Origin of the sequence: Clostridium amylolyticum, assembly GCF_900142075.1 — a bacterium.
GTDB classification, from domain to species: domain Bacteria; phylum Bacillota; class Clostridia; order Clostridiales; family Clostridiaceae; genus Clostridium_AA; species Clostridium_AA amylolyticum.
Genome location: NZ_FQZO01000005.1, coordinates 232,083 through 255,035, shown reverse-complemented (window position 1 = coordinate 255,035; position 22,953 = coordinate 232,083). Strand labels below are relative to the sequence as shown.

The window sequence follows — 22,953 nt, the reverse complement described above, 5'->3', positions numbered from 1 at the left end:
TGATCTAAATAAGGAACACTAGGAGGTAATATAGAAATGCTTACTGAAAAAGAAATAATGAACAATGCTTTTAAGGAAATGCAATTTCATGAAGAGGGTATGGCAAAAAAATATTCTTATATGTCTGATCAAATAAATCATCCAAAGATAAAGCAAATGCTAAAAGAAATGGAACAGGGTTCGCGTAATAGCTTAAAAACATTATCAGAAACTATGTCAAAGTTTTTAATTGTTTAAAAGGAGAGATGTTGTTATATGGAAACTATGGATTATTTACAGGATTCCCTACAGGATGAAATGATGCTACAGGCTATGTATAATAAATACCTGATGGAAATCAGCAATCCTGAGGTGCGTCAGCTTTTTACACAATTAAGAGATTCAAAAATGAAAAACATTTCGCTGTTGCAGCAAGAAATTAAAAATATGATTGGACAATAGGAATTTGAGCAAAGCAGGGATTGAGTTTTAGGTTAGCAACAATAACTTCATTATCTAAAAGCTAATTTACTCTATATTTTAATTTGAAAAGGTAAAGCTAATTTTAATAGTAGTTAGGAGAGAAAAATAATGATGAGATATGGATACAATATGATGTACTGGGGCGGTTTCTTTTGGTTTATACTGATAGTCTTAATTATAGTGCTTACTATAGTAACATATAAAGTAATAAGTGGTGGGAAAACCAATCATAATAGAACCTTTAATGACAATGCTATAGAAATATTAAAACAGAGATTTGCAAAAGGTGAAATTGATGAGGAGCAATATAAAAGAATGAGAGATACAATAGAAAGTAAATAAGATAATAAATAAAGAGGTTAAAACTTATAATTTATACACATTAATACCAACAATTGTTATAAAAGTGAAATAAAATGGTAGGTTAAGAAAGAGAAGATTAATATTTCTTAATACTTCTCTTTCTTAGGATTTTTATTAAATTATTATTGATTGAGATAGTTATTTCTGATTTTCTCTATATCAGCATTTTGAGGATTATCAACAACCTCAATTATACCTAGGACTATATTATCTTTAACAATAGCATATCCACCAACTTTTTTAGGACTAAATACAATCTCATTTATACCTTTTTTACCATTGAAGGAGGAAATCTCTTTTCCTGTGGCAGCATCTACAATAAGATATTTTCCTTCAGCATTATCAAAAGCATTTAAATCAAATGTAAGTTTAGTATTAGTACTGCTTCCTGTTACAACGATTAATGGCTGTAGTTCATATCCAGTCCCCTTAAATGCAGCATTGTAATATTTGTTAAGTTTTAGAGCTATGTTTACTAAAGTATCAGTAGGAACCTTAGATATATCATTGCCGTATATACTTGATTGACTAGTAGAGCCAGAACCTGAACTTGAACCATCAGTTACAGGAACTGCACAACAGCTTGGCCCGGAACTAGCTGGTGGTAAAGATGTATCAGTCTTTGATGTATCTACGGAATCAAGCTTATCCACAACCTTTATTACACCACGTATCATACCCATCCAGCAACTAAAATTTATATCTTTATCACCAGGAGTAAATTCTATAATATTTTCACCACTTTTTAACTTTTTCTGTATATTTAATGACTGTGCTACAACTGCATTATTACAAGAGTTAATTTGCTTTCCGTCGATTACCCACTTTACAGGTATTCCCTTTTGAACATAAAAAGCATTAGGGGTATATCCTTTATTGTCAGCAGTCATATTTATAATTTGAACTCCATCCTTAATGGTAGCTTTAGCAACATTTGCATCAGAACCTCCACCTAATATGGAGTTTGAACTTTTAGATAGAGCTGATAATGGATTGACATTTACTCCAGCTAAGGCAAAGCCTCTATTCCCCATGATTAATCCTAGAACAATGATAAGTACTCCACTAAATTTTAGTATTTTTTTAGTGTAGCCTTTGCTTAAAAGCCCTGATAAGGCACCGAAGGTAAGCATAAGAGGTACTGTTCCTATAGAAAAAACAAACATCGATAAAGCACCTTTAGCAGCACTTCCTGTCCCAAGAGCAAAAAGCTGCATGGTTTGAAGAGGGCCGCAAGGCATAAGTCCATTTAAAAGTCCAACAATTAAAGGTGAGCCAGATTTATTTTTAGCTTTACATACAGAATGAGGTAGCTTTATACTTAACTTTCTAAAGGTACTGAAACCAGCCATGTTAAATCCCATAATAATCATAAAAACACCAGCAATTATTTGCATTATGGCTTGTGCAGTAATTGAAAGAGAAAATACTGAACCAAGGGCACCAACTATACCGCCTAGAATAGTATAGGATATAACTCTTCCTAAGTTATACATTAGCCCTGGTTTAATAGCTTCAAGTTTATTATTACTTTCTTTTGATAAACTTTGAGAAAGCATAATGCCTCCACACATACCTACACAGTGTATTGATGTAAGAACTCCCACTACAAAAAGAACTGCATATGAAGAATTAGTAAGTTTTGATTCCATGTCAAAGCCACTAGTTTTTAAACCCAGTAGTATTATTGCAGCTACTATTATAAGGATTCCCACGAATTTATAATCATTTGAACTCTTAGTACTATAACCAGCACTATTTATTGCGGCTTTAATTTTGCTTATGCTACATAATTCGTTATCATATTCAACTTCTACAAATTGTCCACTGTAACTTGCTTTAGCATTTAATACACCTTCTAACTTTTTTACAGCTTTTTCAACTCTATTTTCGCAAGAGGTACAGGTCATTTCATATACTTTAATTTTTTCACTCTTAATATTCATAAATTTCCTCCCTATATCTATTTCACAGAGAAAATTATATAAAATAGATATGTGGATTTTATGAAGATTTAGGTAAGTAAGATGAAATAAACAACAAGAATATGTACTATATTAAAATATTCCTGTTGTTTGTTTTAGTAGTTAGTTACTTTTCTATTAACACAGATTTTCTTTGTAGATACTCATCTTCACTTATCTCACCATTAGCAAACCTTCTATCTAAAATATCTAATGCCTTTTTTCATCTCCTCTGAAACTAATAATCCTTTCTCTATCTTTTGAATTGAATATAACAAATACAAGAATAATTAAAATAATTATTGGGAATAACATCATAATTATCATCTCCTTTATTTAACTAGTTACATTATATTTTTAAATTATGAAGGAAATATGAAGAGAATCATAATATTATGATATATTGCTTTTTTCATAATTCCTTCACATTCTAAGTGTAGAATGTAAACATAGAAAATAAATTAATTAGAGAGGAAGATATAATTAATGAAGAAAAAAATATTAGTAATCATGACTACAGCTATATTAGCTTTAGGAGTAATTACTGTTGTATATTCCAAGGAAAATGATAATGTTAATAACTTTGGGGTTGGAAGAGGAATGATGTATCAAAGTAATTCTAATAGCTCTGGATTTTCTAGAGAAATGATGAAGACAAATAATATAAATAACAATGATTCATACAATAAAATGATAGGTTTAATGAAAGAGAATGGCTTCCAAGAAGGCGCTAAAGCTATGGAAAATGGAGATTATAATGCTATGAGTAACTTTATGAATAACATTACTGATGAACAGTATGAGAAGATGATAAATATAATGAAAAACAATGGGTATGATGGAATGTCAAAGATGATGGGAGCTTTAAGCAGACAAGAAATGGTTAATAGACACAACTCCATGATGGGAAGATAATATATAATACAGTTAATAATGCTAATCAAGATGATTGAGTTATTAAATCATCTTATTAAAACAATAATGAGTAAACTAAATACCTAACTACTAAGAAAAGATAAAAGCATAAGTTTTATGAATACTTATGCTTTTATCTTTTCTTTTTATATATTGTCGTTTTTTCTGATGATTTTTCAGAAAAAACCTTCTTCATTTTCAATTCTAAATTCTCAATTCTAAATTGATTTAAACCCTCTTCCATTGACTTCGGATACGTCGATGATGGATATAAAGGCTTTAGGGTCTATTTGGAGTATGGTTTGCCTTAGTTCTACCATTTGGCTTAGGGTAACTATGCAGTATAGCATTTTTCTTTGGGTTTGGGTGTATCCACCCTCAGCTGGTAAAGTGGTGACTCCTCTATGAAGACTCACTATTATATAGTCCATAACTTCTTCCTCTTTTTCAGTAATTATGAGGAGAAGCTGCTTTTTATAAAGCCCTTTAACTACCTTATCTAAAACCAAGCCTTGAATATAAATAGATATCAAAGTATAAAGAGCCTTCGGTAGTCCAAAAAATGCTGCTCCTACGGTTATAATTATACAGTTAAGGATAAATCCTACTTTACCTATATCTCCAGTATATTTTTTCCTGATAAGCATGGTTATTATGTCTGTACCACCAGTGGAACCATTTCTTGAAAACACTAATCCATAGCCAATGCCACACAATACCCCACCATATATGCAGTATAAGAGGGTATCATTAAGATACATACTACTAGTTAATGGTTCTGTTATAATTAAGGATAATGAAAGAGAAAGCATACCTATAGCTGAATAATAAGTGAAGCTTTTATTAAGTTTAAAGTAGCTTAAAATAAATAGTGGTATATTGATAATAAACACTGTATAACCAGCTTTAAACCTAGTTAAATACTGAATTATTAGTGCTAAGCCAGTAGCCCCGCCACTAAGCAATTTAGCGTGAACAAGAAACACGTTCACTCCTAAAGATGCGATAAGGCATCCAATAAATATAATAACAACATCAATTATGTTAGTTTTTCTACTCTTAATATAATTCATCTTTATCTCCGTTTCGTAGTTGAGAATTAAGAATTGAGAATCTAGATCCTCAATTCTTAATTATTTTTATATATTTCTAAATTCTAATGTATGAATAGGTAATAGGTAATAGGTAAGAGGTAAGAGCTATGGATAAAACTCACAGAGTTTTTTTAAGTTAATTATACTTCTTACTTTTTACTTCTTCTGAAATTTTAAATTAGCTCAATGTTGTCGAATATTCCTTTTCCTAGTTGTATAAAAATTAGCGATAATATCACATTAGTTAATATCCATCCTATATATTCTGTGTATATTCCAAAGATTTTGTTTAGGGTTAAAACAAGTACTAAGTTTATAATAATTCCTGGTACTATAGTTGCAAATACTGAAAAGAACATTAGCATGCCTTTTAAAGCATCGCTGGCTATTTTGCCAAATAATCTTACGCTTAATACCGATGCATAGTTAAATATAGCACCAAAGCTAACGTAGGTTATTATGGAGAGTAATATGGTTATTACGTCAGCTTTGCATAATATTCCTGCGGTAACAAATACCAGTATAGCGTCAGATAGAGTTTTTATAAGGTTTGCTAAGGTAGAATAAAATACTTTTTTGGCTGAAGTATCTGGTATTAGATATATATAAGGGTTACCAAGCTCTTGAAACCACTTACCTGCAAATAATGAAGTAACCATGAAATAGGCCAAACCATAAGTTAAAAACATTAGATTTTTTATTGGACTAACTATAGAAAATATTATAGCGCTGACTACTATCAATATAGTATATAGGTTTATAAGATGAAAACCTGTCTTTCTATATTCTAAAAGGTGTCTATAGAAGATTGCCTTAGCTCCAGAACCTTTATATTCAATAGAAGCTTTTCTTACTCTAATTTTACCAAATTTGCTTCTATCCACTTGTGAAACTCCATTCTTATTTCCTCTTTTAACCATAGCGATGTTTTCATTTTTTTCAGAAGAGGCTAAAACATCTTCATAATAATCTAAATTCATTTTATATAAAAGAAGTATTAATAAGAACATAGTAGTTAACATAAGAATAAGGTATAAAACAAAAAAACTATCCAAAGAAGTAGTTATCTTTGATATTAGTATCCTTACCCATCCTATTATAGGAACATAGTTCCAAAGATTCAAGTTGAAGATTTCTATAGCTGTCTTCCATAAGTTGCTTCTTCCAAGTAATAACTCATAACCTACAAACCCTACAAGGCATATGGCAGAAGCATTTAATAACCCATTGACAATACTCTTGTTTTTAGAGCTTCTAGAGGCATAGGAATATATTATCATGGATAATATAGACATGCTTAAAGCAAATAAAAAGAAAACCAGTAAAAAGTAAAATGCTCCAAACCTTACTAAGCGAAAATTTAGAGTCAAGTTGGGTATTTGAAATAGCAAAAAGAATGAAAAAATTAAGGTGGAATAAATTTGTTTTATAAACCCATAAATTAATATATCTGCAGGGGAAATAGGTGAAGTGAAAAGAAAATTCACATCACTCATCCTAAAAGCTGAACTTTGAGTATTAACATGGGATTTAGCTTGAGAAAAGAACCATATTAATAAAACAGCTGTAACTATAGCCATAAGTATTTCTGGAGATTTATATTTCCCTTCACCTTTCCCAAATATACTGCTTAAAATAAGAAATATCATAAAAACTGCAGTTAATATGTAAGGAATTAATCTAGAGGGCTTGTTCTTTATATCCTTAAAATAGTTTATTACAGATCTTTTTAATATAAAAAATAACGGCTTCATATTTAACCCTCCGTTACTTCAAAGAATAATTCTTCTAAAGATTCCCCGGTTAGGTGAAGTTCTTCTCTGGTGCGAGATAGAATTATCTCTCCATTTTTCATAATTAGTATCTTATCCCATATATCTTCCACACTATCCAAAAGATGAGTGCTTATTACTATGGCAGTATTTTGCATTTTTAATTCTGTTATTAATAATTTTAGTTCTTTTATGGCTTTAGGATCTAAACCCACCATAGGTTCATCAAATAAAATAACCTTGGGATTTATAATGGCAGCACAGCATATACTTATTTTTTGCTGCATACCTTTAGAAAGTTCCCTGCCTAATTTATCTTTTTTATCATAAAGCTCGAACCTTTTAAGTAACTCTTCAGCCTTTTCTTCATATTCAGTTACACCATAAGCTTTTGCTATAAATTGAATATGTTCGTAAACCGTTAAATAGTCATAAAGAGCAGGTACTTCTGGAACATAACCTAAACATCTTTTACCATCAGGAGTCTTATTTTCCTTGTTACAAACCTCTATTTTTCCTTCATAGCGCAGTAAACCTGTAATGCACTTTATGGTAGTAGATTTTCCTGCACCATTAGGTCCAGCCAGCACTGCTATGTTTCCAGGCTCTACTGTAAAATTGACATTTTTCACAGCATCCACCTTGTTATATTTTTTAGTTAAATTCTCAACTTTTAGCAATTCTTTGTCCTCCTTAAATAAAATAAGCCATAGTACATATTCTATAGCTTAAAATAAATTCCTTTAATATTAATTTAATTTTTTATATTTATATCATATTTTTTACATTTCAAGGATATTGTTCTATGGGTTAAACCAAGCATCTTTCCAGCTTTATTATAACTTTTATATTTTTCCATGGCTATTTTTATAAGAGCTTTTTCATATTCTTCAAAAGGCAGAAGGTCACCTTCTACAGTTCTAATTAGTTCATGACTAGGCTCTTGTATAGAATTTATGTAGGAAGGAAGATCTTTTTCTATTATAATAGTTCCATCACATAAATTAAGGGCTCTTTCAATGATATTTTCCAATTCCCTAACATTGCCAGGCCAATTGTATTCTTGAAGTAATTTAAGACTTTTTCTATCTATTCCTTTAATATTCTTACCTAGTTTGACATTAAATTTACTAATAAAATGTTCAGTAAGTGCACTGATATCTTCTTGTCTATGCCTAAGAGGGGGAAGGGTTATGGTAAGCACATTAAGCCTATAATATAAGTCTTCTCTAAAGGTTTCTTCCTTTAACATGGTTTCTAAATCTTTATTGGTAGCTGCTATAACCCTTACATCTATTTTTTGTGGTGCCAATCCTCCTAGGGCTTCTATTTCTCTCTCTTGTAGAGCTCTTAAAAGCTTTACCTGCATGGAAGTAGGCATATCTCCTATTTCATCTAGAAATAAGGTGCCTCCATCTGCAAGGGCAAATTTACCTGGTTTGCTTTTATTAGCACCTGTAAATGCACCCTTTTCATAACCAAAAAGCTCACTTTCTAGTAGAGTTTCAGGTATAGCTGCACAATTAACTCTTATAAAAGGCTTACTCTTTCTATCAGAATTATAGTGGATAGCTTTGGCAATAAGCTCCTTGCCAGTTCCGCTTTCTCCTCTTATTAGCACAGTGGAAGTGCTGAGTGATGCTTTTGAACATATTTGAAGTACATCCTTTAAGGAACTGCTAGAGCCTATTATATCCTTAAAAGAGGAGTTAAGCTGGTTTTGTCTCATAAATTCATCTTTATAATATTCTAGTTCCTCTTCAGATTTTTCTAGTTTATGTAATAATTCTTTAATTTCATTTATAGGCTTAGAGGTGGAAATTACACCTTTAAAGTTACCATCTATAAAAATTGGCTCTATGCTAGTAACTATATCCACACCATACTTAGTATGAAGCACATTTTCTACCTTATTTCTACTTTTTAGCACCTTCATCCTATACCCTTTTGGGGATAGTTCTTTTAACTCTTTGCCTATGATATTTTCAGATTCTAAGGCAAAGTAATTTTTGTAGGCTGGATTTACATAGCTTATTTTCCCAAACTCATCAACAAAGCAAATAAGATCATGGGAAGTTTCTAGGATTTTTTTAAACTTCTCATTAAGTTCCTTCATGCCGATTAAATCAGAAACATCTTGATAAACTGCTACTGCTGCAATTATTTTGTCTCCAGAATAAATAGGGCTTCTATTAACCATAGCAATTTTATTATTTATATAGTGCATTAAACCATACTGCTTTTCACCAGTTCTCAATATTTTTGGAAGCTCTGAAGAGGATATGAATTCTGTTATTGGCTTACCTATAACATCTTCATAACTACCTTCTAGAAAACTTAGGGCGTACTTATTAATGGAGGTAATATTACAATCTGCATCTATGACTAAAATTCCTATGGGGAGATTTTCTAAAATCTGCTCATTGGCAATTTTTGTTTCTTCTATAAAGGCATCGATTTGGTTCATAGATAAAGTATTTATATTTATTGCATTTTCTATGTAGCTACAAAGTTCTATTACTGCTTTTTTTCCAGTTTCATAGTTTTTACAAGATATTATGATACTTTCATTTTGTCTTACCTTAAGGGATATAAGAGCCAGCATACTTATACCTAAGGGATCTTTATAGGGGGGCTTTTGTACATATAAGTTCACTTTGTACTTATTCATTAATTCAGAAGCTTTATTTACCATCATTGCAGCTATTCTTGTGTGGAGACCATGAGGATCTTTAATAATAATTTCTTTAGAAAACATTAATACACCACCAGAATAATATTTGATAAAAATTATCAATTTTTAAAAATCTATGATAAATTTTATCATAGGGACATTTTAACACAGTTACAAAGGATTATTCAACTTCTTCGTACATTATAGAAGTTTTACTATGATAAAAATTATCAGGTTTTATTTTTAATAGAATCTAAGATTGTATCATTATGTAAAATAATTTAATATATAGAAGCTTTATTCTGTAAACTTATAGGTATTTATCACGTTTTAAGCTGTTTTTTATGAAAACTTTTGTAAACTTTAAATTAATAATGAAGTTGGCACATTAATTGCTATTTATAATTATTAATGATAATAATATAATATATATAATACTAGTTTTGCACTACCACCCAGCAATATAGTACGAGGAGGAATTATATAATGATTAAAGGAATTGCTGCATCTAAAGGATATGCTATAGGAAAGGTTTTTTTACATGAAGAAGTTAAAATAGTTATAAGCAGTGAAACCGTAGACAATGTAGAGAAAGAAAAAAAAGCTCTACAATCTGCCATAATAAAATCTAAAGAACAAATTGAAAAAATAAAAGAAAAGACTATGAAAACTATGGGCCATGAAAAAGCAGAAGTTTTTGAAGCTCATTTGGTTCTTTTAGGTGATCCAGAATTTACTGGGGCAATGGAAATGGAAATAGAAAACAATCATAGCAACGCTATGAAGGCAGTAGATGACGTAATGAATACCTTTGTTATGATTTTTGAGGGTATGGAAGATGAGTATATGAGGGAAAGAGCTGCAGATATTAAAGATGTTTCTAAAAGGATTATTGCAAATATCGCAGGAAAGTCTATGTCATCATTTTCCATTGAAGAAGAAAATACTATTGTAGTAGCACATGATTTAACTCCTTCTGATACTGCACAATTAGATAGAAGTAAAGTTATAGCTTTTTTAACTAACATAGGTGGTAGGACTTCTCACAGTGCTATTATGGCAAGGACATTAGAAATACCAGCAATAGTTGGACTAAAGGACATAACCTGCCAGGTTAAAAATGGAGATATGTTAATTGTAGATGGTATTGAAGGAACTATTATAGTAAACCCCGATGAAAAAACCATTGAAGAGTATAAAAATAAAAAACAAAGCTTTGAAAATGAAAAAGAAGAGTTAAAGAAACTTATTGATGTTAAGACTAAAACCTTACAAGGAAAAAGGATAGAAGTTTCAGGGAATATAGGTAAACCACAAGACGTGCATCAAGTTATTGCAAACGGTGGAGATGGTATTGGACTATTTAGAACTGAATTTTTATACATGGATAGAGAAGATATGCCTTCTGAAGAAGAACAATATGAAGCATACAAGTATGTACTTGAAAAAATGGAAAGTAAGCCAGTAGTTATAAGGACTTTGGATATTGGAGGAGATAAAAAACTTTCATATCTAGAAATGCCAGAGGAAATGAATCCGTTTTTAGGCTATAGAGCTATAAGATTATGTTTAGATAGACCGGATATATTTAAAATACAGTTAAGAGCCTTGCTAAGGGCGTCTATATATGGAAATCTAAAGGTTATGTTCCCTATGATATCTTCCTTAAAGGAATATCAACAAGCTATGGAAATAGTTGAGGAATGTAAAAAAGAGTTAAAATCAGAAGGATATAGATATAATGAAGAAATTGAGTGGGGAATAATGGTAGAAATCCCTGCAGCTGCAGTAAATGCAGATGAACTTGCAAAACATGTGGATTTCTTCTCCATTGGAACTAATGATCTTATTCAATATACATTGGCTGCGGATAGGATGAGCGAAAAGGTCTCATATCTATATGATCCAATGCACCCAGCGGTATTAAGACTTATTAAAATGACCATTGAAGGCGCACATAGCCAAGGAAAATGGTGTGGTATGTGTGGAGAGATGGCTGGAGATGAAAGTGCTATTCCTACTTTGGTGGAATATGGGTTGGATGAATTTTCTATGAGTGCAACTTCCATTTTATCAGCTAAGAAAATAATAATAAACTGCTAATAATATGCTTCATAACAAGCTTAACTTTAGTTTGCTATGAAGCATATTTTATTATTTATGAAATTATTTGATGCTTTACTTTCAATTTATGCACAACTGTTACTAAGTTGTGGATAAGTATTCGTATTAGTTAATAAAACTTATTTTATTGTAAATAAACTTTTTGTTAAATATAGAATGTTAAATAAATAACATAAAATCTGATAATTTAATAAACTAGATATTACAAAAATACTGATAAAAAGACTTAGTTATAAGTAATATTGATATATTTTTAAAATATATCAAATATTCTGAGTAAATATATAATTTACTCCATAAAAGATACTAAAATTATAAAAAAAACTAATGAGTTTTTATAGATAATCATTACCTTCATGGCAAATTAGTAGAAAAAATAACAAATATTTACATGCATATTAATTTAAGGTATCATGGAATTAAAGGCATAATTACAAAAGCATAATACTATTGACTTTAAAGGCTGATATTATTTTGATTTATCTCATTAATGTAGGTATATAAATAATTATTAGTCTATATTTATAACAAGATTCATAACAAGGAGGAAATTTATGCAGACTTCAGTTAACTTGGAATTAAATGAAAACGTTTCTAATGTTAAGGTTAAACCTAGGCATAAAAAGTTTAAGGAAAAAGTTGCACCTTATTTATATCTGCTTCCTTCCATGATTTTATTTTCTACCTTTGTATATTTTCCCTTTTTTAAAACTTTATATTTAAGTTTTAGCATCACTAATGCTAAGGGAAAAGTAGTAGAAATGGTAGGAATAGAAAATTATTTAGAGGTGTTAAAAGCACCAGAATTTAAAAATAGTCTGGGACTTACCCTTAAGTTTGTGCCTATGCTCGCTATACCTACCTTGGTTATAGGGTTTATACTAGCACTCATAGCAAATAACAAGATAAGAGGGAGTAAAGGATTTCAACTTATGTTTTCTATGCCCATGGCAGTGGCTTCTGCTCCAGCTGCCATTATATGGATGCTTCTATTTCATCCTAGTATAGGTCTTATTAATTTTGTTTTAAGGTCTAATATAGGATGGCTTACAGATGAAAGATATGCTTTGATTTCTGTGGCAGTGGTAACGGTGTGGCTTAATTTAGGGGTAAACTTTATATTCTTGTTGTCTGGGCTTAAAGGTATACCGGAAGAATTAGTAGAAAGTGCTTCAATAGATGGTGCAAGCTATTTCCAAAGGCTCTTTAAGATTGTAATACCTATGGTTTCTCCCACATTATTCTTTGTTATATTTATTGATATTATAAATGCCTTCCAAGCTTTTGGACAAGTTAAACTTATGACAGGGGGAGGGCCTGGAGATGCTACTAACGTATTAGTTCACTCCATTTATAGAGAAGCATTTTTTAATAATCGCTTTGAAATAGCCTGTACTCAATCCGTTATCTTATTTTCAATAATGTTACTTATAACCATAATTCAATTTAAATTTGAAAAGAAAGGAGTGTTTTATAAATAATGATGAACAAAAAAAGCAAAATAGCACTCTTTATTTTAAGTTTAATTATTGGGATTATAATTATCTTTCCCATACTCTATGCTTTATCTATAAGTTTCATGAGTCAAGGAGATATATTTAAATATCCTCCAAAAATATTTCCAAGCAAACTTAATTTAGACAATTATAAAAAGGTTCTTGCCACAGCTCCTATTTTTAAGTTTATATTAAACAGTTTTCTAGTTTCCTTAGCGGTAACCATAGGTCAGATAATCACCGCAAGTTGTGCAGCCTTTGCCTTTGCTTTTTATGAATTTAAAGGGAAGAAGTTTATTTTTATGGCTATACTAGCTACCATGATGATACCAGGTGAGGCTATTATAATTGCCAACTACTTAAGCGTAGCTTCCTGGAGATGGTTGGATAGCTACCAAGCACTTATTGTACCATACTTAACCTCAGCTATGGGGATTTTTATGATGAGGCAGTATTATCTCACTATACCAAAAGAGTTAAGAGAGGCTTCCATCATCGATGGCTGTAGTTCCTTCAAATTCTTAACTAAAATAGTTGTGCCTTTATCTAGGCCTATAGTAGGCGCTTTGGGCATATATGTGTTTTTAATGACCTGGAACCAGTATATGTGGCCGCTTTTAGTAACCAATGGTCCACAAAAAAGAACTGTGCAAATTGGAATAAGCATGCTTCAATTTGCTGAAGCACAATCCTATGGAATAATCATGGCTGGCATAGTTATGATACTTATTCCATCCATATTAATATTCATAGTAGGACAAGAACAGCTAATCAAAGGAATGACATCAGGAGCAGTAAAAGGGTAAAGAGTAATTTAAAATTTAAATAAGGGGGTTTTGTAATGAAAAAGAAGTTGCTTTCAATAGTTTTAGCTGCATCTATGGTTACAGCGGTGGCTGCAGGATGTGGTAAAGGCAGTGATGAGGGTGGTGGAAAATCTGATAAACCAGTAGAATTGGTATTTTGGCATTCTATGGGAGGTGCTGGTGGAGAAGCCATTACAAAGATGGTGGAAGACTTTAATAAGGCACATACTGACATAAAGGTTAAGGCTGAATATCAAGGCTCTTATGATGATGCTATTAATAAAATGAAGAGTTCACAGCAGGGTAATGCAGGGCCTGATGTAATGCAGTTATATGACATTGGGACAAGATGGATGATAGACAGTGGCTATGCTCTTCCTATGCAGCAATTTGTGGATGAAGATAAATTTGATCTTTCTACTTTAGAGAAGAATATACTAGGATACTATACAGTGAATGATAAATTGAATTCTATGCCGTTTAACTCATCTACACCAATACTTTATTACAATAAGAATGCATTTAAAGAAGCGGGCTTAGATCCAGAAAAAGCACCAAAGACTATGAAAGAAGTAAAAGAAATAGCAGCTAAGCTTACAAAAAAAGATGGGGATAAGGTTTCTCAATACGGTTATTCTATGGCGGTGTATGGATGGTTTTTTGAGCAGTTTGCGGCTAAACAAGGTTTAGAATTTGCAAACAATGGAAATGGTAGAAAAGATAAGGCTACCACAGTAGAGTTTGATAAAAATGGAGCGGGACTAAATATATTTAAGATGTGGAAAGAACTTTATGATACTGGTAATGCAGGAAATTTTGGAAGAAAAACCGCAGATACTCAAAATGCTTTTAATGCAGGTAAAACAGCCATGATGATAGACTCCACAGCAGTGCTTAATTCAGTAATTAAAGGTGTGGATGGAAAATTTGAAGTAGGTACAGCCTTCCTTCCAACCATTAATGAAGGAGATAAAGGCGGAGTTTCTATAGGCGGAGGCTCTTTATGGATAATGGATAAGAAAGACAAAAATAGAGGAAAAGCAGCTTGGGAGTTTATAAAGTTCATGGTTAGCCCAGAGCAGCAAGTTTTCTGGCATAAGAGTACTGGATACTTCCCAATTACTCAAAAGGCCTATGATGTGCAGGAAATGAAAGATCATTTGAAAAAATATCCTCAGTTCCAAACAGCTATAGATCAGCTTCATGCATCACCAGTGGAGTCAAGAGGAGCATTACTTGGAGTATTCCCAGAGGCAAGACAAGTGGTGGAAACTCAAATTGAAAGTTTGCTTCAAAACAAGATAACTCCTGAAGAAGCTGTAGAAAAGGCAGCAACTACTATAAACAGCGCTTTAGAAAAATATAATAAAGCTAATAAATAAAGTAAGTAATATTCAGGGTAATATATTGTAGAAAACAATATATTACCCTGTGTTTTTTATTTTAAAATTTTTGTAATATATGATATTATATTATAAAGGGGAAGTGTGATTCTCCTTTTTCTTTAGTTAATTAGTAAATATTATATTTAAAAAATATTATATAAAATAATGGTGGAGGATGAGTAATGGAAAAGGAAATAGTAAAACCTTCTATATTGCCCGGCTTTTTAGAACTATTACCTGCAGAACAGATAGCTTTTAATAAGATGATGGAAACCATAAGAAAGAATTATGAAAAATTTGGATTTATTCCTCAAGAAACTCCTATAATAGAAAAATCAGAAGTATTGTTAGCTAAGGGAGGCGGAGATACAGAAAAACAGATCTACAGATTTACTAAAGGTGAGAGCGACTTGTCTTTAAGATTTGACCTTACTGTACCATTAGCTAGATATGTAGCACAACATATGTCTTCACTAACTTTTCCTTACAGAAGATATCAGATAGGAAAGGTATATAGAGGAGAGAGGAATCAAAAAGGAAGATTTAGAGAATTCTATCAATGTGATATAGACATTATAGGAAATGGAAAGCTTAGTATAATTAATGATGCTGAGATACCTAGTATAATCTATTCTACTTTTAAAGATTTAGGCTTTGATTCTTTTACCATTCATATTAATAATAGAAAAGTTCTTAATGGTTTTTTTGATAACTTACAGGTGGAAAATAAAATAGATGTTTTAAGAATCATCGATAAATTAGAAAAAATAGGCATGGAAGCTGTTAAAAAAGAATTAAAAGAAATGAATTTAAGTGATGAAGCTATAGATAGTATAGAAAGATTTATAACTATTGATGGCTCTAATGATGATATTATAGAAGCCCTTAAAAAATTAGAAGTTAATGATGAGAATTTTAAACTAGGAGTACAAGAATTAGAAAAAGTAGTTTACTATATAAGAGAATTCAAAGTACCAGAAAAGAATTTTAAAATAGATTTAAAGATAGCAAGAGGCTTAGATTATTATACAGGGACAGTTTACGAAACTATTCTAGATGACTATCCTTCCATAGGTTCTGTATGTTCTGGTGGAAGATATGATAATTTAGCAGAGTACTATACTAATCAAAATTTACCAGGAGTAGGGATATCTATAGGGTTAACTAGGTTATTTTATCAGCTTCATGAAGCAGGAATAGTTAAGAGTGAGGCTTCTACCTTAACAAAGGTATTAGTTGTACCTATGGATGAAAATTTCTCTTATGCCATAAAAACAGCTAATGCATTAAAAGAAAAGGGCATAATATCAGAAGTATATTTTGAGGAGACAAAGTTCCCTAAAAAGCTTAACTACGCCAATAAACTTGGAATACCTTATATAATAATAATTGGCAGCCAAGAGATTGAAAGTGGCAGACTTTCATTAAAGAATATGATTACCGGAGAACAGGAAAGATACACCATAGAAGAGATAATTTCACTTATTAAATAGTATAAAAAAGGGGAGCCTAAATTCATCCCCTTTTTTATCGTGAACAAATAATTTAGGCTATTGCAGAAATTTAAGCATAAAAACCGTATTTTGAAGAAGATTATAATATATATATAATTCCATACAACTAAATTAAATGGTAAAATAAAAGATATCAAACATAATATTTTTAGAAGCTTCCAATGAAACTTACAAAAGTTAAATAAAAAATAATTTAGGAGGGTTCAAAATGAAACTATTTATTGATACTGCTAATTTAGAAGAAATACGAAAGGCTGAAGCTATGGGAGTAATCTGTGGTGTTACCACCAATCCTTCCCTTATATCAAAAGAAGGAAGAGATTTCAAAGAAGTTATCCATGAGATAACCTCTATTGTAGATGGCCCTATTAGTGGAGAAGTTATAAGCAGCCAAGCAGAAGATATGATTAAAGAAGGCAGAGAAATTGCTGCTATGCACAAAAATATGGTGGTAAAGCTACCTATAACAGAAGAAGGACTTAAGGCAGTTAAAGTTCTTTCTAAGGAAGGTATAAAGACTAATGTAACCTTAATTTTTAACCCAGGTCAAGCGCTTTTAGCAGCAAGGGCTGGAGCTACATATGTTAGTCCATTTCTTGGAAGGTTGGATGATATATCATCAGACTCTATGGGATTGATTCAAAGTATAGTAAATATATTTGAAATACATGGCATAAATACTGAAATCATAGCTGCAAGTATAAGAAATCCAATGCATGTTATACAAGCAGCAGAATATGGAGCGCATATTGCAACTATTCCATATAGTGTTATTATTCAAATGTTAAAACATCCGTTAACGGATTCAGGAATAGAAAAATTCATGAAGGATTGGAATTCAGTATTTACCAAATAAGAGGAGGAACATTATGAAAAGCATCGACAAAATGGCGGTAGATACCATAAGAGTATTATCTGCTGAAGCTATTGAAAAAGCAAAATCAGGACATCCAGGATTACCATTAGGGTGTGCACCTATGGCATACACTTTATGGGCAAAACAATTAAAACATAATCCATCCAACTCAAAATGGGCGGATAGAGATAGATTTGTTCTTTCAGCAGGGCATGGGTCTATGTTAATTTATTCACTTCTTCATATTTTTGGATATGATGTTTCTATTGAAGATATAAAGGATTTCAGACAGCTTCATAGTAAAGCAGCTGGACATCCAGAGTACAGACACACTGATGGTGTGGAAACCACTACAGGGCCTCTAGGCCAGGGCGTTGCTAATGCTGTGGGTATGGCAATGTCTGAAGCATACCTTGCTGAGAAGTTTAATAGAGAAGGATATAACGTAGTAGATCATTATACTTATGTTATTGCAGGAGATGGATGCCTTATGGAAGGTATTTCTGGAGAGGCCAGCTCCTTAGCAGGAACCTTAGGGTTAGGCAAACTAATAATGCTTTATGATTCTAATAATATATCTATTGAAGGTCATACAGATATCGCTTTTCGTGAAGATGTAGCAAAGAGATATGAAGCTTATGGATGGCAGGTTCTTAGAGTTAATGACGGCAATGATATGGAAGAAATTAATAAAAGTATTGAAGAAGCAAAGAAAGACACAAAAAGACCTACGATTATAATAGTTAAAAATATCATAGGATATGGAGTGCCAAAGAAACAAGGCAAAGCAGCTGCTCATGGAGAGCCATTAGGTGAAGATAACATAAAGGAATTTAAGGAATTAATTAATTGGAATAATGAACCATTTACAGTACCTGAAGAAGTTAAAGAAGGAATGAAAGCCTTTAGGGAAGAAGCAGAGAAAAAGGAAGTTCGTTGGAACAGCCTTTTCAATGATTATAGAAAGAACTTCCCAGCTTTAGCAGAAGAATGGGATGTATGGTTTAGCGATAAGGTAAATACAGAAGAGCTAGATGCAGAGAGCTTTTGGACTTTTGATAAGGCTATGGCAACTAGAGAATCTTCAGGAGTTATAATAAATAGACTTGCAAGTATAGTACCTAATATTATAGGTGGTTCTGCAGACCTTGCTCCATCTACAAAAACTTATATGAAAGATAGAGGAGATTTTTCACCAGAAGATAAAAAAGGTGCTAACCTTCACTTTGGAGTTAGAGAACATGCTATGGCTGCCATTGGAAATGGTATCTATCTTCATGGAGGATTAAGACCATACGTTTCTACTTTCTTTGTATTTAGTGATTATATGAAGGGATCTATGAGACTATCAGCTCTTATGGGCATTCCTGTAACCTATGTTTTAACTCATGACAGCATAGGTGTAGGAGAAGATGGTCCTACTCATCAGCCTATTGAACACTTAGCAGCTTTAAGGAGCATACCTAACATGACAGTGTTTAGACCAGCAGATTCTAAAGAAACTGCAGCAGGTTGGTATTTAGCTGTAACTAAAAATGATGGTCCTGTATCCTTAGTGCTTACAAGACAAAAACTGCCTCTATATGATGAGACAGGAAAAGAAGCTTTAAAAGGTGCTTACATCTTAAAAGATAGTGAAAAAGAAAATCCAGATGTAATACTTATGGCTTCCGGTTCAGAAGTAGAGCTTATATATAAAGCTTCAGCGGAGTTAGCTAATAAAGGTATAAAAGCAAGAGTGGTAAGTGTTCCTTCTATGGAATTATTTGAAACTCAAAGTGCAGAATACAAAGAAAAGGTTCTTCCAAGAAACATAAGAAAGAGAGTAGCAGTAGAAACTGCAACTTCCTTTGGATGGCACAAATATACTGGTTTAGATGGAGAGGTTATTTCCATAGATCATTTTGGAGCCTCAGGTAAAGCAGAAGATCTTTTCCAAGAGTTTGGATTTACTGTGGAAAATGTTGTAAATACAGTTATAAAATTAATGGATAAATAAATCATCACTTTAAATAAAACTGTCAGATAGGGTTATCTGGCAGTTTTTTTATATTATGTTAACAAAAGCTTTAGGAATTATATGCATTTTATTTGTAAAATATAATAAATATAGTGTTCCTAAAATAATTGGGATGGTGATGAATTTTGAAGATTATAGTAATTGGAGGAGTGGCAGCGGGCATGAGTGCTGCTGCAAAAGCTAGAAGGACAGATAAAAAAGCAGAAATCGTTGTATATGAAAAAGGAAAATATGTTTCTTATGGTGCTTGTGGTATTCCCTATTATATATCAGGAGTAAGTGAAGACCTCAATTCACTTATTGAAAGAACACCGGAAGATTTTGAGAAGCAAGGAATTAAGATAAAACTTAAACATGAAGTTTTAAAGGTTTTTCCAGAAGAAAATAAGGTATTGGTTAAAAACTTAGAAAACAATGAGACCTTTGAAGATAGCTTTGATAAATTAATGGTGGCTACAGGAGCTTCAGCTATAGTTCCACCCATTAAGGGAGCAGAGCTACATAATGTGGTTACCTTAAAAACTTTAGAGGATGGAATAAAGCTGAAAACTATATTGGAAAATAAAGATATTAAAAGGGTAGTTATAGTGGGCGGTGGATATATAGGTATGGAAATGGCAGAATCCATGGCTAAACTAAATAAAGAAGTACGTATTATAGAAGCAGGCAATAGAGCATTGGGAATTTTTGATAAAGAAATTACAGACTTAGTAGAGAAAGAAGTAGAAAGTCACGGCATTAAAGTTAATACTTATGAAAAGGTAGAAGAAATTATTGGAGACAAAAAAGTCAATAAAGTAAAGACCTCCAAGGGTGAATATGATGCTGACCTAGTAATAATGAGTATTGGCATTAAACCTAATACAGATTTTCTAAAAGATAGCGGTATAAATATAACAAAAAAAGGGGCAGTAATAATAGACGAACATATGAGAACAAATTATGCAAACATTTATTCCGCAGGAGATTGTGCAGTGGTTTATCATAGAGTGCTAGAAGAAAATACTTATATTGCCTTGGCTACCACAGCAAATAAGATGGGGAAGATTGCAGGAGAAAATATGTGTGGAGAAAATAGAAAATTCCCTGGTGCTTTAGGTTCCTCTATGGTAAAAATTATGGATCTTCAGGTGGCTATGACAGGAATCAGCGAAGCACAGGCAAAGGAAAAAGAAATAAATTATGCCATTAATTTTATAAAAGCAAAGAATCATGTATCCTACTATCCTGGAGAAGCTCCTCTATACATAAAAATAATATTTAATAAAGATACTAATAGGATATTAGGCGCACAAATAGCAGGAAAAGAGGGAGCGGCATTAAGAATAGGAGTATTTGCTACTGCCATTTATAATAATATGACACTAGATGAATTAGCTTTATTGGACTTAGGCTATACACCACCTTATTCCACTACTTGGGATGCAGTTAATGTATCCGCAGAAGCTACTATTTAATTTAAAATTAAAGGATTGAAGTGTTTTTTAAATAAAGGGAGGTTTAGTTATGAAGGTAGCAGTAACAGGAGCAAAAGGATTAGTAGGTAGAAATGTAGTAAAAAATCTTATTAAAAGCGGTTACGATGTCCTTTCTCTTACCCATAGTAAGTGGAAAGGTTGTCCCACAGAACAGAAAATCATTGATATTAGAAATTATGAAGAAGTATTTAATGCTATAAAAGGCTGTGATGCTGTTATCCACCTTGCAGCTATACCTCAGCCAGATAAAAAGGATAATAACCCAAGGGTTTTTGAAAATAATGTAGTGGGGCTTTATAATATATTGTTATCTGCAGGGATACAAGGAATAAAAAAAGTAGCTATAGCTTCTAGTGATTGTGCATTAGGTATCACCTTTGCTCATAATCCAGTAGTACCCTTGTATCTCCCAGTAGATGAAGAACACCCTGCTTCACCAGATAATAGTTATGGAATTTCAAAAATTGTGGGAGAACAAATAGCTCACTCCTTTGCTCATAGGTTTCCAGACATGACCATATCCAGTCTTAGAATAACTTATGTGGCAGATGTAAAAAAAGTTAAAAATGATATAAGTTTTGCTCAAGAAGAGGAAGTAGACCAGTATGTGTGGAATTTATGGTCCTATATAGATAAGGAAGATTGCGCTAGAGCCTTTAGACTAGCTATAGAAGCTGACTTTAAAGGACATGAAGTGTTTTATATAGCTGCTCCCAATACTAGATGTTTAACTCCCAGTATGGACTTAATTAATAAATTTATGCCTAAGGCGGAAGTGAAAGAGAATTTTATGGACCATGAAAGCTTTGAAAGTACTGAAAAAGCGGAGAGAATGTTAGGTTTTAAAGCTAAAAATATATGGAGAGTTAATATTAATCAAGAGCAGAAAGAAGCAGGTGTAGAAAAGATACTGGGATATTAGTCTATATTAAAAAATGAGAAAACTGCATATTTAGTGATGCAGTTTTCTCATTTGCTTAAATGATATTCATAAACCATTTGTGACAATCTAGCTATATCTTCGTAACCATCTTGAAGATTATAAGTATAAGCTACCAATATGTACGGCTTTTCAGTAAAAACTATGCCTACGTCATTAACGTATTCATCATAATCCCCAGTTTTATGTGCAGTTATTTCTTGGGAGATATATTTATCCATCCTATCATGAAAAATAGTGTTTTTCATTATATCAATGAGATGGGCATAATTTTCATTGTTACTATTTTCATAAAGATATTTTAAAATAGTGAATTCTCCCTTAGGAGTTATGTAATTTCCTGAGGTATCCATATTTATTTTAAATTTGCTATTTACCATGGTTCTTAGATTTTTTGATCCTCCCAGCCTTCTAATAATCATATTAGTGGCTATGTTATCGGAATATATTATAGAATAATCTAAAAGGTCCTGTATCTTAAAAGGCTTGGACTTATCTTCATCTTGTAAGATACCTGTACCATCTTCATAGTCATTTTTACTATAAGAAAGTTTTTCTTCTAAATTTAACTTGCCTTTATCCACCCAATCATAGGCTATAACATTCATTTGAACCTTTACAGTGCTAGCTGCTAGAAATTTTTTGTTCTCATTAAAGGTTACTTTTTCACCTGTGGTTAAATCATAATATATTAATCCAAGGTTATTAATATCTTTTCCCATGTAGTTCTTAATATTTTGTTCTAACTCTTCTTTGGACATTTTTTTATCTAAAGCACTATTTTTCTCTTTGGAGTCATTAGGGGGAGAATCTTCTTTATCTTTAGAATTTTTTGCTTCTAAGGTTTCACTGTTTAATTCTAAGGCTTCATCTTTGTTATCCTTTGCAAAAATATCAAGATTAAGGGACAGGATTATTATGGCAGCTATAGTAACAACCATAGCAGCGGCTACTAAAATTCTTCTTGTAAAGTATGTCTTTTTATCATATTTTTTCTTCATTGAAAAACCTCCTTACATCTATCATAGTTCAATTAATTTCTTAAATAAAGCTTGTACGCGAATTTTAAGAGAAAATTTATATTTAATAC

The 22,953-nt window shown here is 31.8% G+C and carries 20 protein-coding genes; 13 read left to right on the top strand and 7 right to left on the bottom strand.

The annotated features are described in order from the left end of the window. The first annotated feature begins 36 nt into the window (after positions 1 to 36). The 3 genes from BUA82_RS12795 to BUA82_RS12785 all read left to right on the top strand — a co-directional run bounded on the left by BUA82_RS12795 (position 37) and on the right by BUA82_RS12785 (position 804). On the top strand, positions 37 to 237 hold the full coding sequence (locus BUA82_RS12795) for a hypothetical protein (protein WP_073008803.1): 201 nt from the start codon (positions 37 to 39) through the stop codon (positions 235 to 237). 18 nt (positions 238 to 255) lie between these two features. After that, positions 256 to 441 (top strand): spore coat protein, encoded by a 186-nt coding sequence (locus BUA82_RS12790; protein WP_073008800.1) that lies wholly within the window; start codon positions 256 to 258, stop codon positions 439 to 441. Positions 442 to 570: 129 nt separating this feature from the next. Then, a complete protein-coding gene (locus BUA82_RS12785; RefSeq protein ID WP_073008797.1) occupies positions 571 to 804 on the top strand; it encodes an SHOCT domain-containing protein in 234 nt (77 codons plus the stop codon). A gap of 143 nt (positions 805 to 947) precedes the next feature. Here BUA82_RS12785 and BUA82_RS12780 read toward each other — a convergent pair whose 3' ends face one another. Together BUA82_RS12780 and BUA82_RS21240 are read right to left on the bottom strand one after the other, a co-directional pair. Then, entirely contained in the window at positions 948 to 2,771 is a 1,824-nt protein-coding gene (locus tag BUA82_RS12780; protein ID WP_073008794.1) for an urease accessory protein UreH domain-containing protein, read from the bottom strand. Between the two features lie 145 nt (positions 2,772 to 2,916). Further along, entirely contained in the window at positions 2,917 to 2,997 is an 81-nt protein-coding gene (locus BUA82_RS21240) for an SHOCT domain-containing protein (protein ID WP_073009147.1), read from the bottom strand. A gap of 278 nt (positions 2,998 to 3,275) precedes the next feature. On the opposite strand from BUA82_RS21240, the gene BUA82_RS12770 reads away from it, so the two are divergent. Beyond that, positions 3,276 to 3,704 (top strand): hypothetical protein, encoded by a 429-nt coding sequence (locus BUA82_RS12770; RefSeq protein WP_073008791.1) that lies wholly within the window; start codon positions 3,276 to 3,278, stop codon positions 3,702 to 3,704. Positions 3,705 to 3,922: 218 nt separating this feature from the next. Here the strand turns inward: BUA82_RS12770 and BUA82_RS12765 are convergent, their stop codons facing one another. From BUA82_RS12765 to BUA82_RS12750, 4 genes are all read right to left on the bottom strand, one after another. Further along, positions 3,923 to 4,777, bottom strand: a complete 855-nt coding sequence (locus tag BUA82_RS12765) for a YitT family protein (RefSeq protein ID WP_073008788.1) — start codon at positions 4,775 to 4,777, stop codon at positions 3,923 to 3,925. A gap of 194 nt (positions 4,778 to 4,971) precedes the next feature. Continuing rightward, on the bottom strand, positions 4,972 to 6,552 hold the full coding sequence (locus BUA82_RS12760; protein WP_073008785.1) for a putative ABC exporter domain-containing protein: 1,581 nt from the start codon (positions 6,550 to 6,552) through the stop codon (positions 4,972 to 4,974). 2 nt (positions 6,553 to 6,554) lie between these two features. After that, entirely contained in the window at positions 6,555 to 7,250 is a 696-nt protein-coding gene (locus BUA82_RS12755; protein WP_073008782.1) for an ABC transporter ATP-binding protein, read from the bottom strand. A 74-nt stretch (positions 7,251 to 7,324) separates the two neighbouring features. Continuing rightward, on the bottom strand, positions 7,325 to 9,328 hold the full coding sequence (locus BUA82_RS12750) for a sigma 54-interacting transcriptional regulator (RefSeq protein ID WP_073008779.1): 2,004 nt from the start codon (positions 9,326 to 9,328) through the stop codon (positions 7,325 to 7,327). A gap of 402 nt (positions 9,329 to 9,730) precedes the next feature. Here BUA82_RS12750 and ptsP point away from each other — a divergent pair, with 402 nt between their 5' ends. The 9 genes from ptsP to BUA82_RS12705 all read left to right on the top strand — a co-directional run bounded on the left by ptsP (position 9,731) and on the right by BUA82_RS12705 (position 21,845). Next, positions 9,731 to 11,347 carry a phosphoenolpyruvate--protein phosphotransferase gene (ptsP, locus tag BUA82_RS12745; protein ID WP_073008776.1) on the top strand — a complete coding sequence of 539 codons (1,617 nt, stop codon included), beginning with the start codon at positions 9,731 to 9,733 and terminating at the stop codon, positions 11,345 to 11,347. 575 nt (positions 11,348 to 11,922) lie between these two features. Beyond that, positions 11,923 to 12,849, top strand: coding sequence for a carbohydrate ABC transporter permease (locus BUA82_RS12740; protein WP_083599935.1), 927 nt, complete (start codon positions 11,923 to 11,925; stop codon positions 12,847 to 12,849). A 2-nt stretch (positions 12,850 to 12,851) separates the two neighbouring features. After that, positions 12,852 to 13,670 carry a carbohydrate ABC transporter permease gene (locus BUA82_RS12735; RefSeq protein WP_073009140.1) on the top strand — a complete coding sequence of 273 codons (819 nt, stop codon included), beginning with the start codon at positions 12,852 to 12,854 and terminating at the stop codon, positions 13,668 to 13,670. A 35-nt stretch (positions 13,671 to 13,705) separates the two neighbouring features. After that, complete coding sequence (locus BUA82_RS12730; RefSeq protein ID WP_073008773.1) at positions 13,706 to 15,052, top strand: ABC transporter substrate-binding protein; 1,347 nt, start codon at positions 13,706 to 13,708, stop codon at positions 15,050 to 15,052. Between the two features lie 185 nt (positions 15,053 to 15,237). Continuing rightward, a complete protein-coding gene (gene hisS / locus BUA82_RS12725; RefSeq protein WP_073008770.1) occupies positions 15,238 to 16,548 on the top strand; it encodes a histidine--tRNA ligase in 1,311 nt (436 codons plus the stop codon). A 229-nt stretch (positions 16,549 to 16,777) separates the two neighbouring features. After that, positions 16,778 to 17,425 (top strand): fructose-6-phosphate aldolase, encoded by a 648-nt coding sequence (gene fsa, locus BUA82_RS12720; RefSeq protein ID WP_073008767.1) that lies wholly within the window; start codon positions 16,778 to 16,780, stop codon positions 17,423 to 17,425. A 10-nt stretch (positions 17,426 to 17,435) separates the two neighbouring features. Then, positions 17,436 to 19,424: a transketolase gene (tkt, locus tag BUA82_RS12715; RefSeq protein WP_073008764.1), complete on the top strand. Its 1,989-nt coding sequence runs from the start codon at positions 17,436 to 17,438 to the stop codon at positions 19,422 to 19,424. 146 nt (positions 19,425 to 19,570) lie between these two features. Then, positions 19,571 to 20,902 (top strand): CoA-disulfide reductase, encoded by a 1,332-nt coding sequence (locus BUA82_RS12710; protein ID WP_073008761.1) that lies wholly within the window; start codon positions 19,571 to 19,573, stop codon positions 20,900 to 20,902. 49 nt (positions 20,903 to 20,951) lie between these two features. After that, on the top strand, positions 20,952 to 21,845 hold the full coding sequence (locus BUA82_RS12705) for an NAD-dependent epimerase/dehydratase family protein (RefSeq protein WP_073008758.1): 894 nt from the start codon (positions 20,952 to 20,954) through the stop codon (positions 21,843 to 21,845). Between the two features lie 47 nt (positions 21,846 to 21,892). Here BUA82_RS12705 and BUA82_RS12700 read toward each other — a convergent pair whose 3' ends face one another. Beyond that, entirely contained in the window at positions 21,893 to 22,864 is a 972-nt protein-coding gene (locus BUA82_RS12700; protein WP_083599933.1) for a serine hydrolase, read from the bottom strand. Positions 22,865 to 22,953: the final 89 nt, after the last annotated feature.

What these genes read in the sequence shown, in the direction of transcription:
- BUA82_RS12760 (WP_073008785.1), bottom strand. Translation starts at nt 6,552, where the DNA reads ATGAAGCCGTTATTTTTTATATTAAAAAGATCTGTAATAAACTATTTT.
- BUA82_RS12730 (WP_073008773.1), top strand. Translation starts at nt 13,706, where the DNA reads ATGAAAAAGAAGTTGCTTTCAATAGTTTTAGCTGCATCTATGGTTACA.
- ptsP (WP_073008776.1), top strand. Translation starts at nt 9,731, where the DNA reads ATGATTAAAGGAATTGCTGCATCTAAAGGATATGCTATAGGAAAGGTT.
- BUA82_RS12790 (WP_073008800.1), top strand. Translation starts at nt 256, where the DNA reads ATGGAAACTATGGATTATTTACAGGATTCCCTACAGGATGAAATGATG.
- BUA82_RS12700 (WP_083599933.1), bottom strand. Translation starts at nt 22,864, where the DNA reads ATGAAGAAAAAATATGATAAAAAGACATACTTTACAAGAAGAATTTTA.
- BUA82_RS12765 (WP_073008788.1), bottom strand. Translation starts at nt 4,777, where the DNA reads ATGAATTATATTAAGAGTAGAAAAACTAACATAATTGATGTTGTTATT.
- BUA82_RS12770 (WP_073008791.1), top strand. Translation starts at nt 3,276, where the DNA reads ATGAAGAAAAAAATATTAGTAATCATGACTACAGCTATATTAGCTTTA.
- BUA82_RS12740 (WP_083599935.1), top strand. Translation starts at nt 11,923, where the DNA reads ATGCAGACTTCAGTTAACTTGGAATTAAATGAAAACGTTTCTAATGTT.
- BUA82_RS12795 (WP_073008803.1), top strand. Translation starts at nt 37, where the DNA reads ATGCTTACTGAAAAAGAAATAATGAACAATGCTTTTAAGGAAATGCAA.
- BUA82_RS12785 (WP_073008797.1), top strand. Translation starts at nt 571, where the DNA reads ATGATGAGATATGGATACAATATGATGTACTGGGGCGGTTTCTTTTGG.
- BUA82_RS12735 (WP_073009140.1), top strand. Translation starts at nt 12,852, where the DNA reads ATGAACAAAAAAAGCAAAATAGCACTCTTTATTTTAAGTTTAATTATT.
- BUA82_RS12780 (WP_073008794.1), bottom strand. Translation starts at nt 2,771, where the DNA reads ATGAATATTAAGAGTGAAAAAATTAAAGTATATGAAATGACCTGTACC.
- hisS (WP_073008770.1), top strand. Translation starts at nt 15,238, where the DNA reads ATGGAAAAGGAAATAGTAAAACCTTCTATATTGCCCGGCTTTTTAGAA.
- BUA82_RS12705 (WP_073008758.1), top strand. Translation starts at nt 20,952, where the DNA reads ATGAAGGTAGCAGTAACAGGAGCAAAAGGATTAGTAGGTAGAAATGTA.
- fsa (WP_073008767.1), top strand. Translation starts at nt 16,778, where the DNA reads ATGAAACTATTTATTGATACTGCTAATTTAGAAGAAATACGAAAGGCT.
- BUA82_RS12750 (WP_073008779.1), bottom strand. Translation starts at nt 9,328, where the DNA reads ATGTTTTCTAAAGAAATTATTATTAAAGATCCTCATGGTCTCCACACA.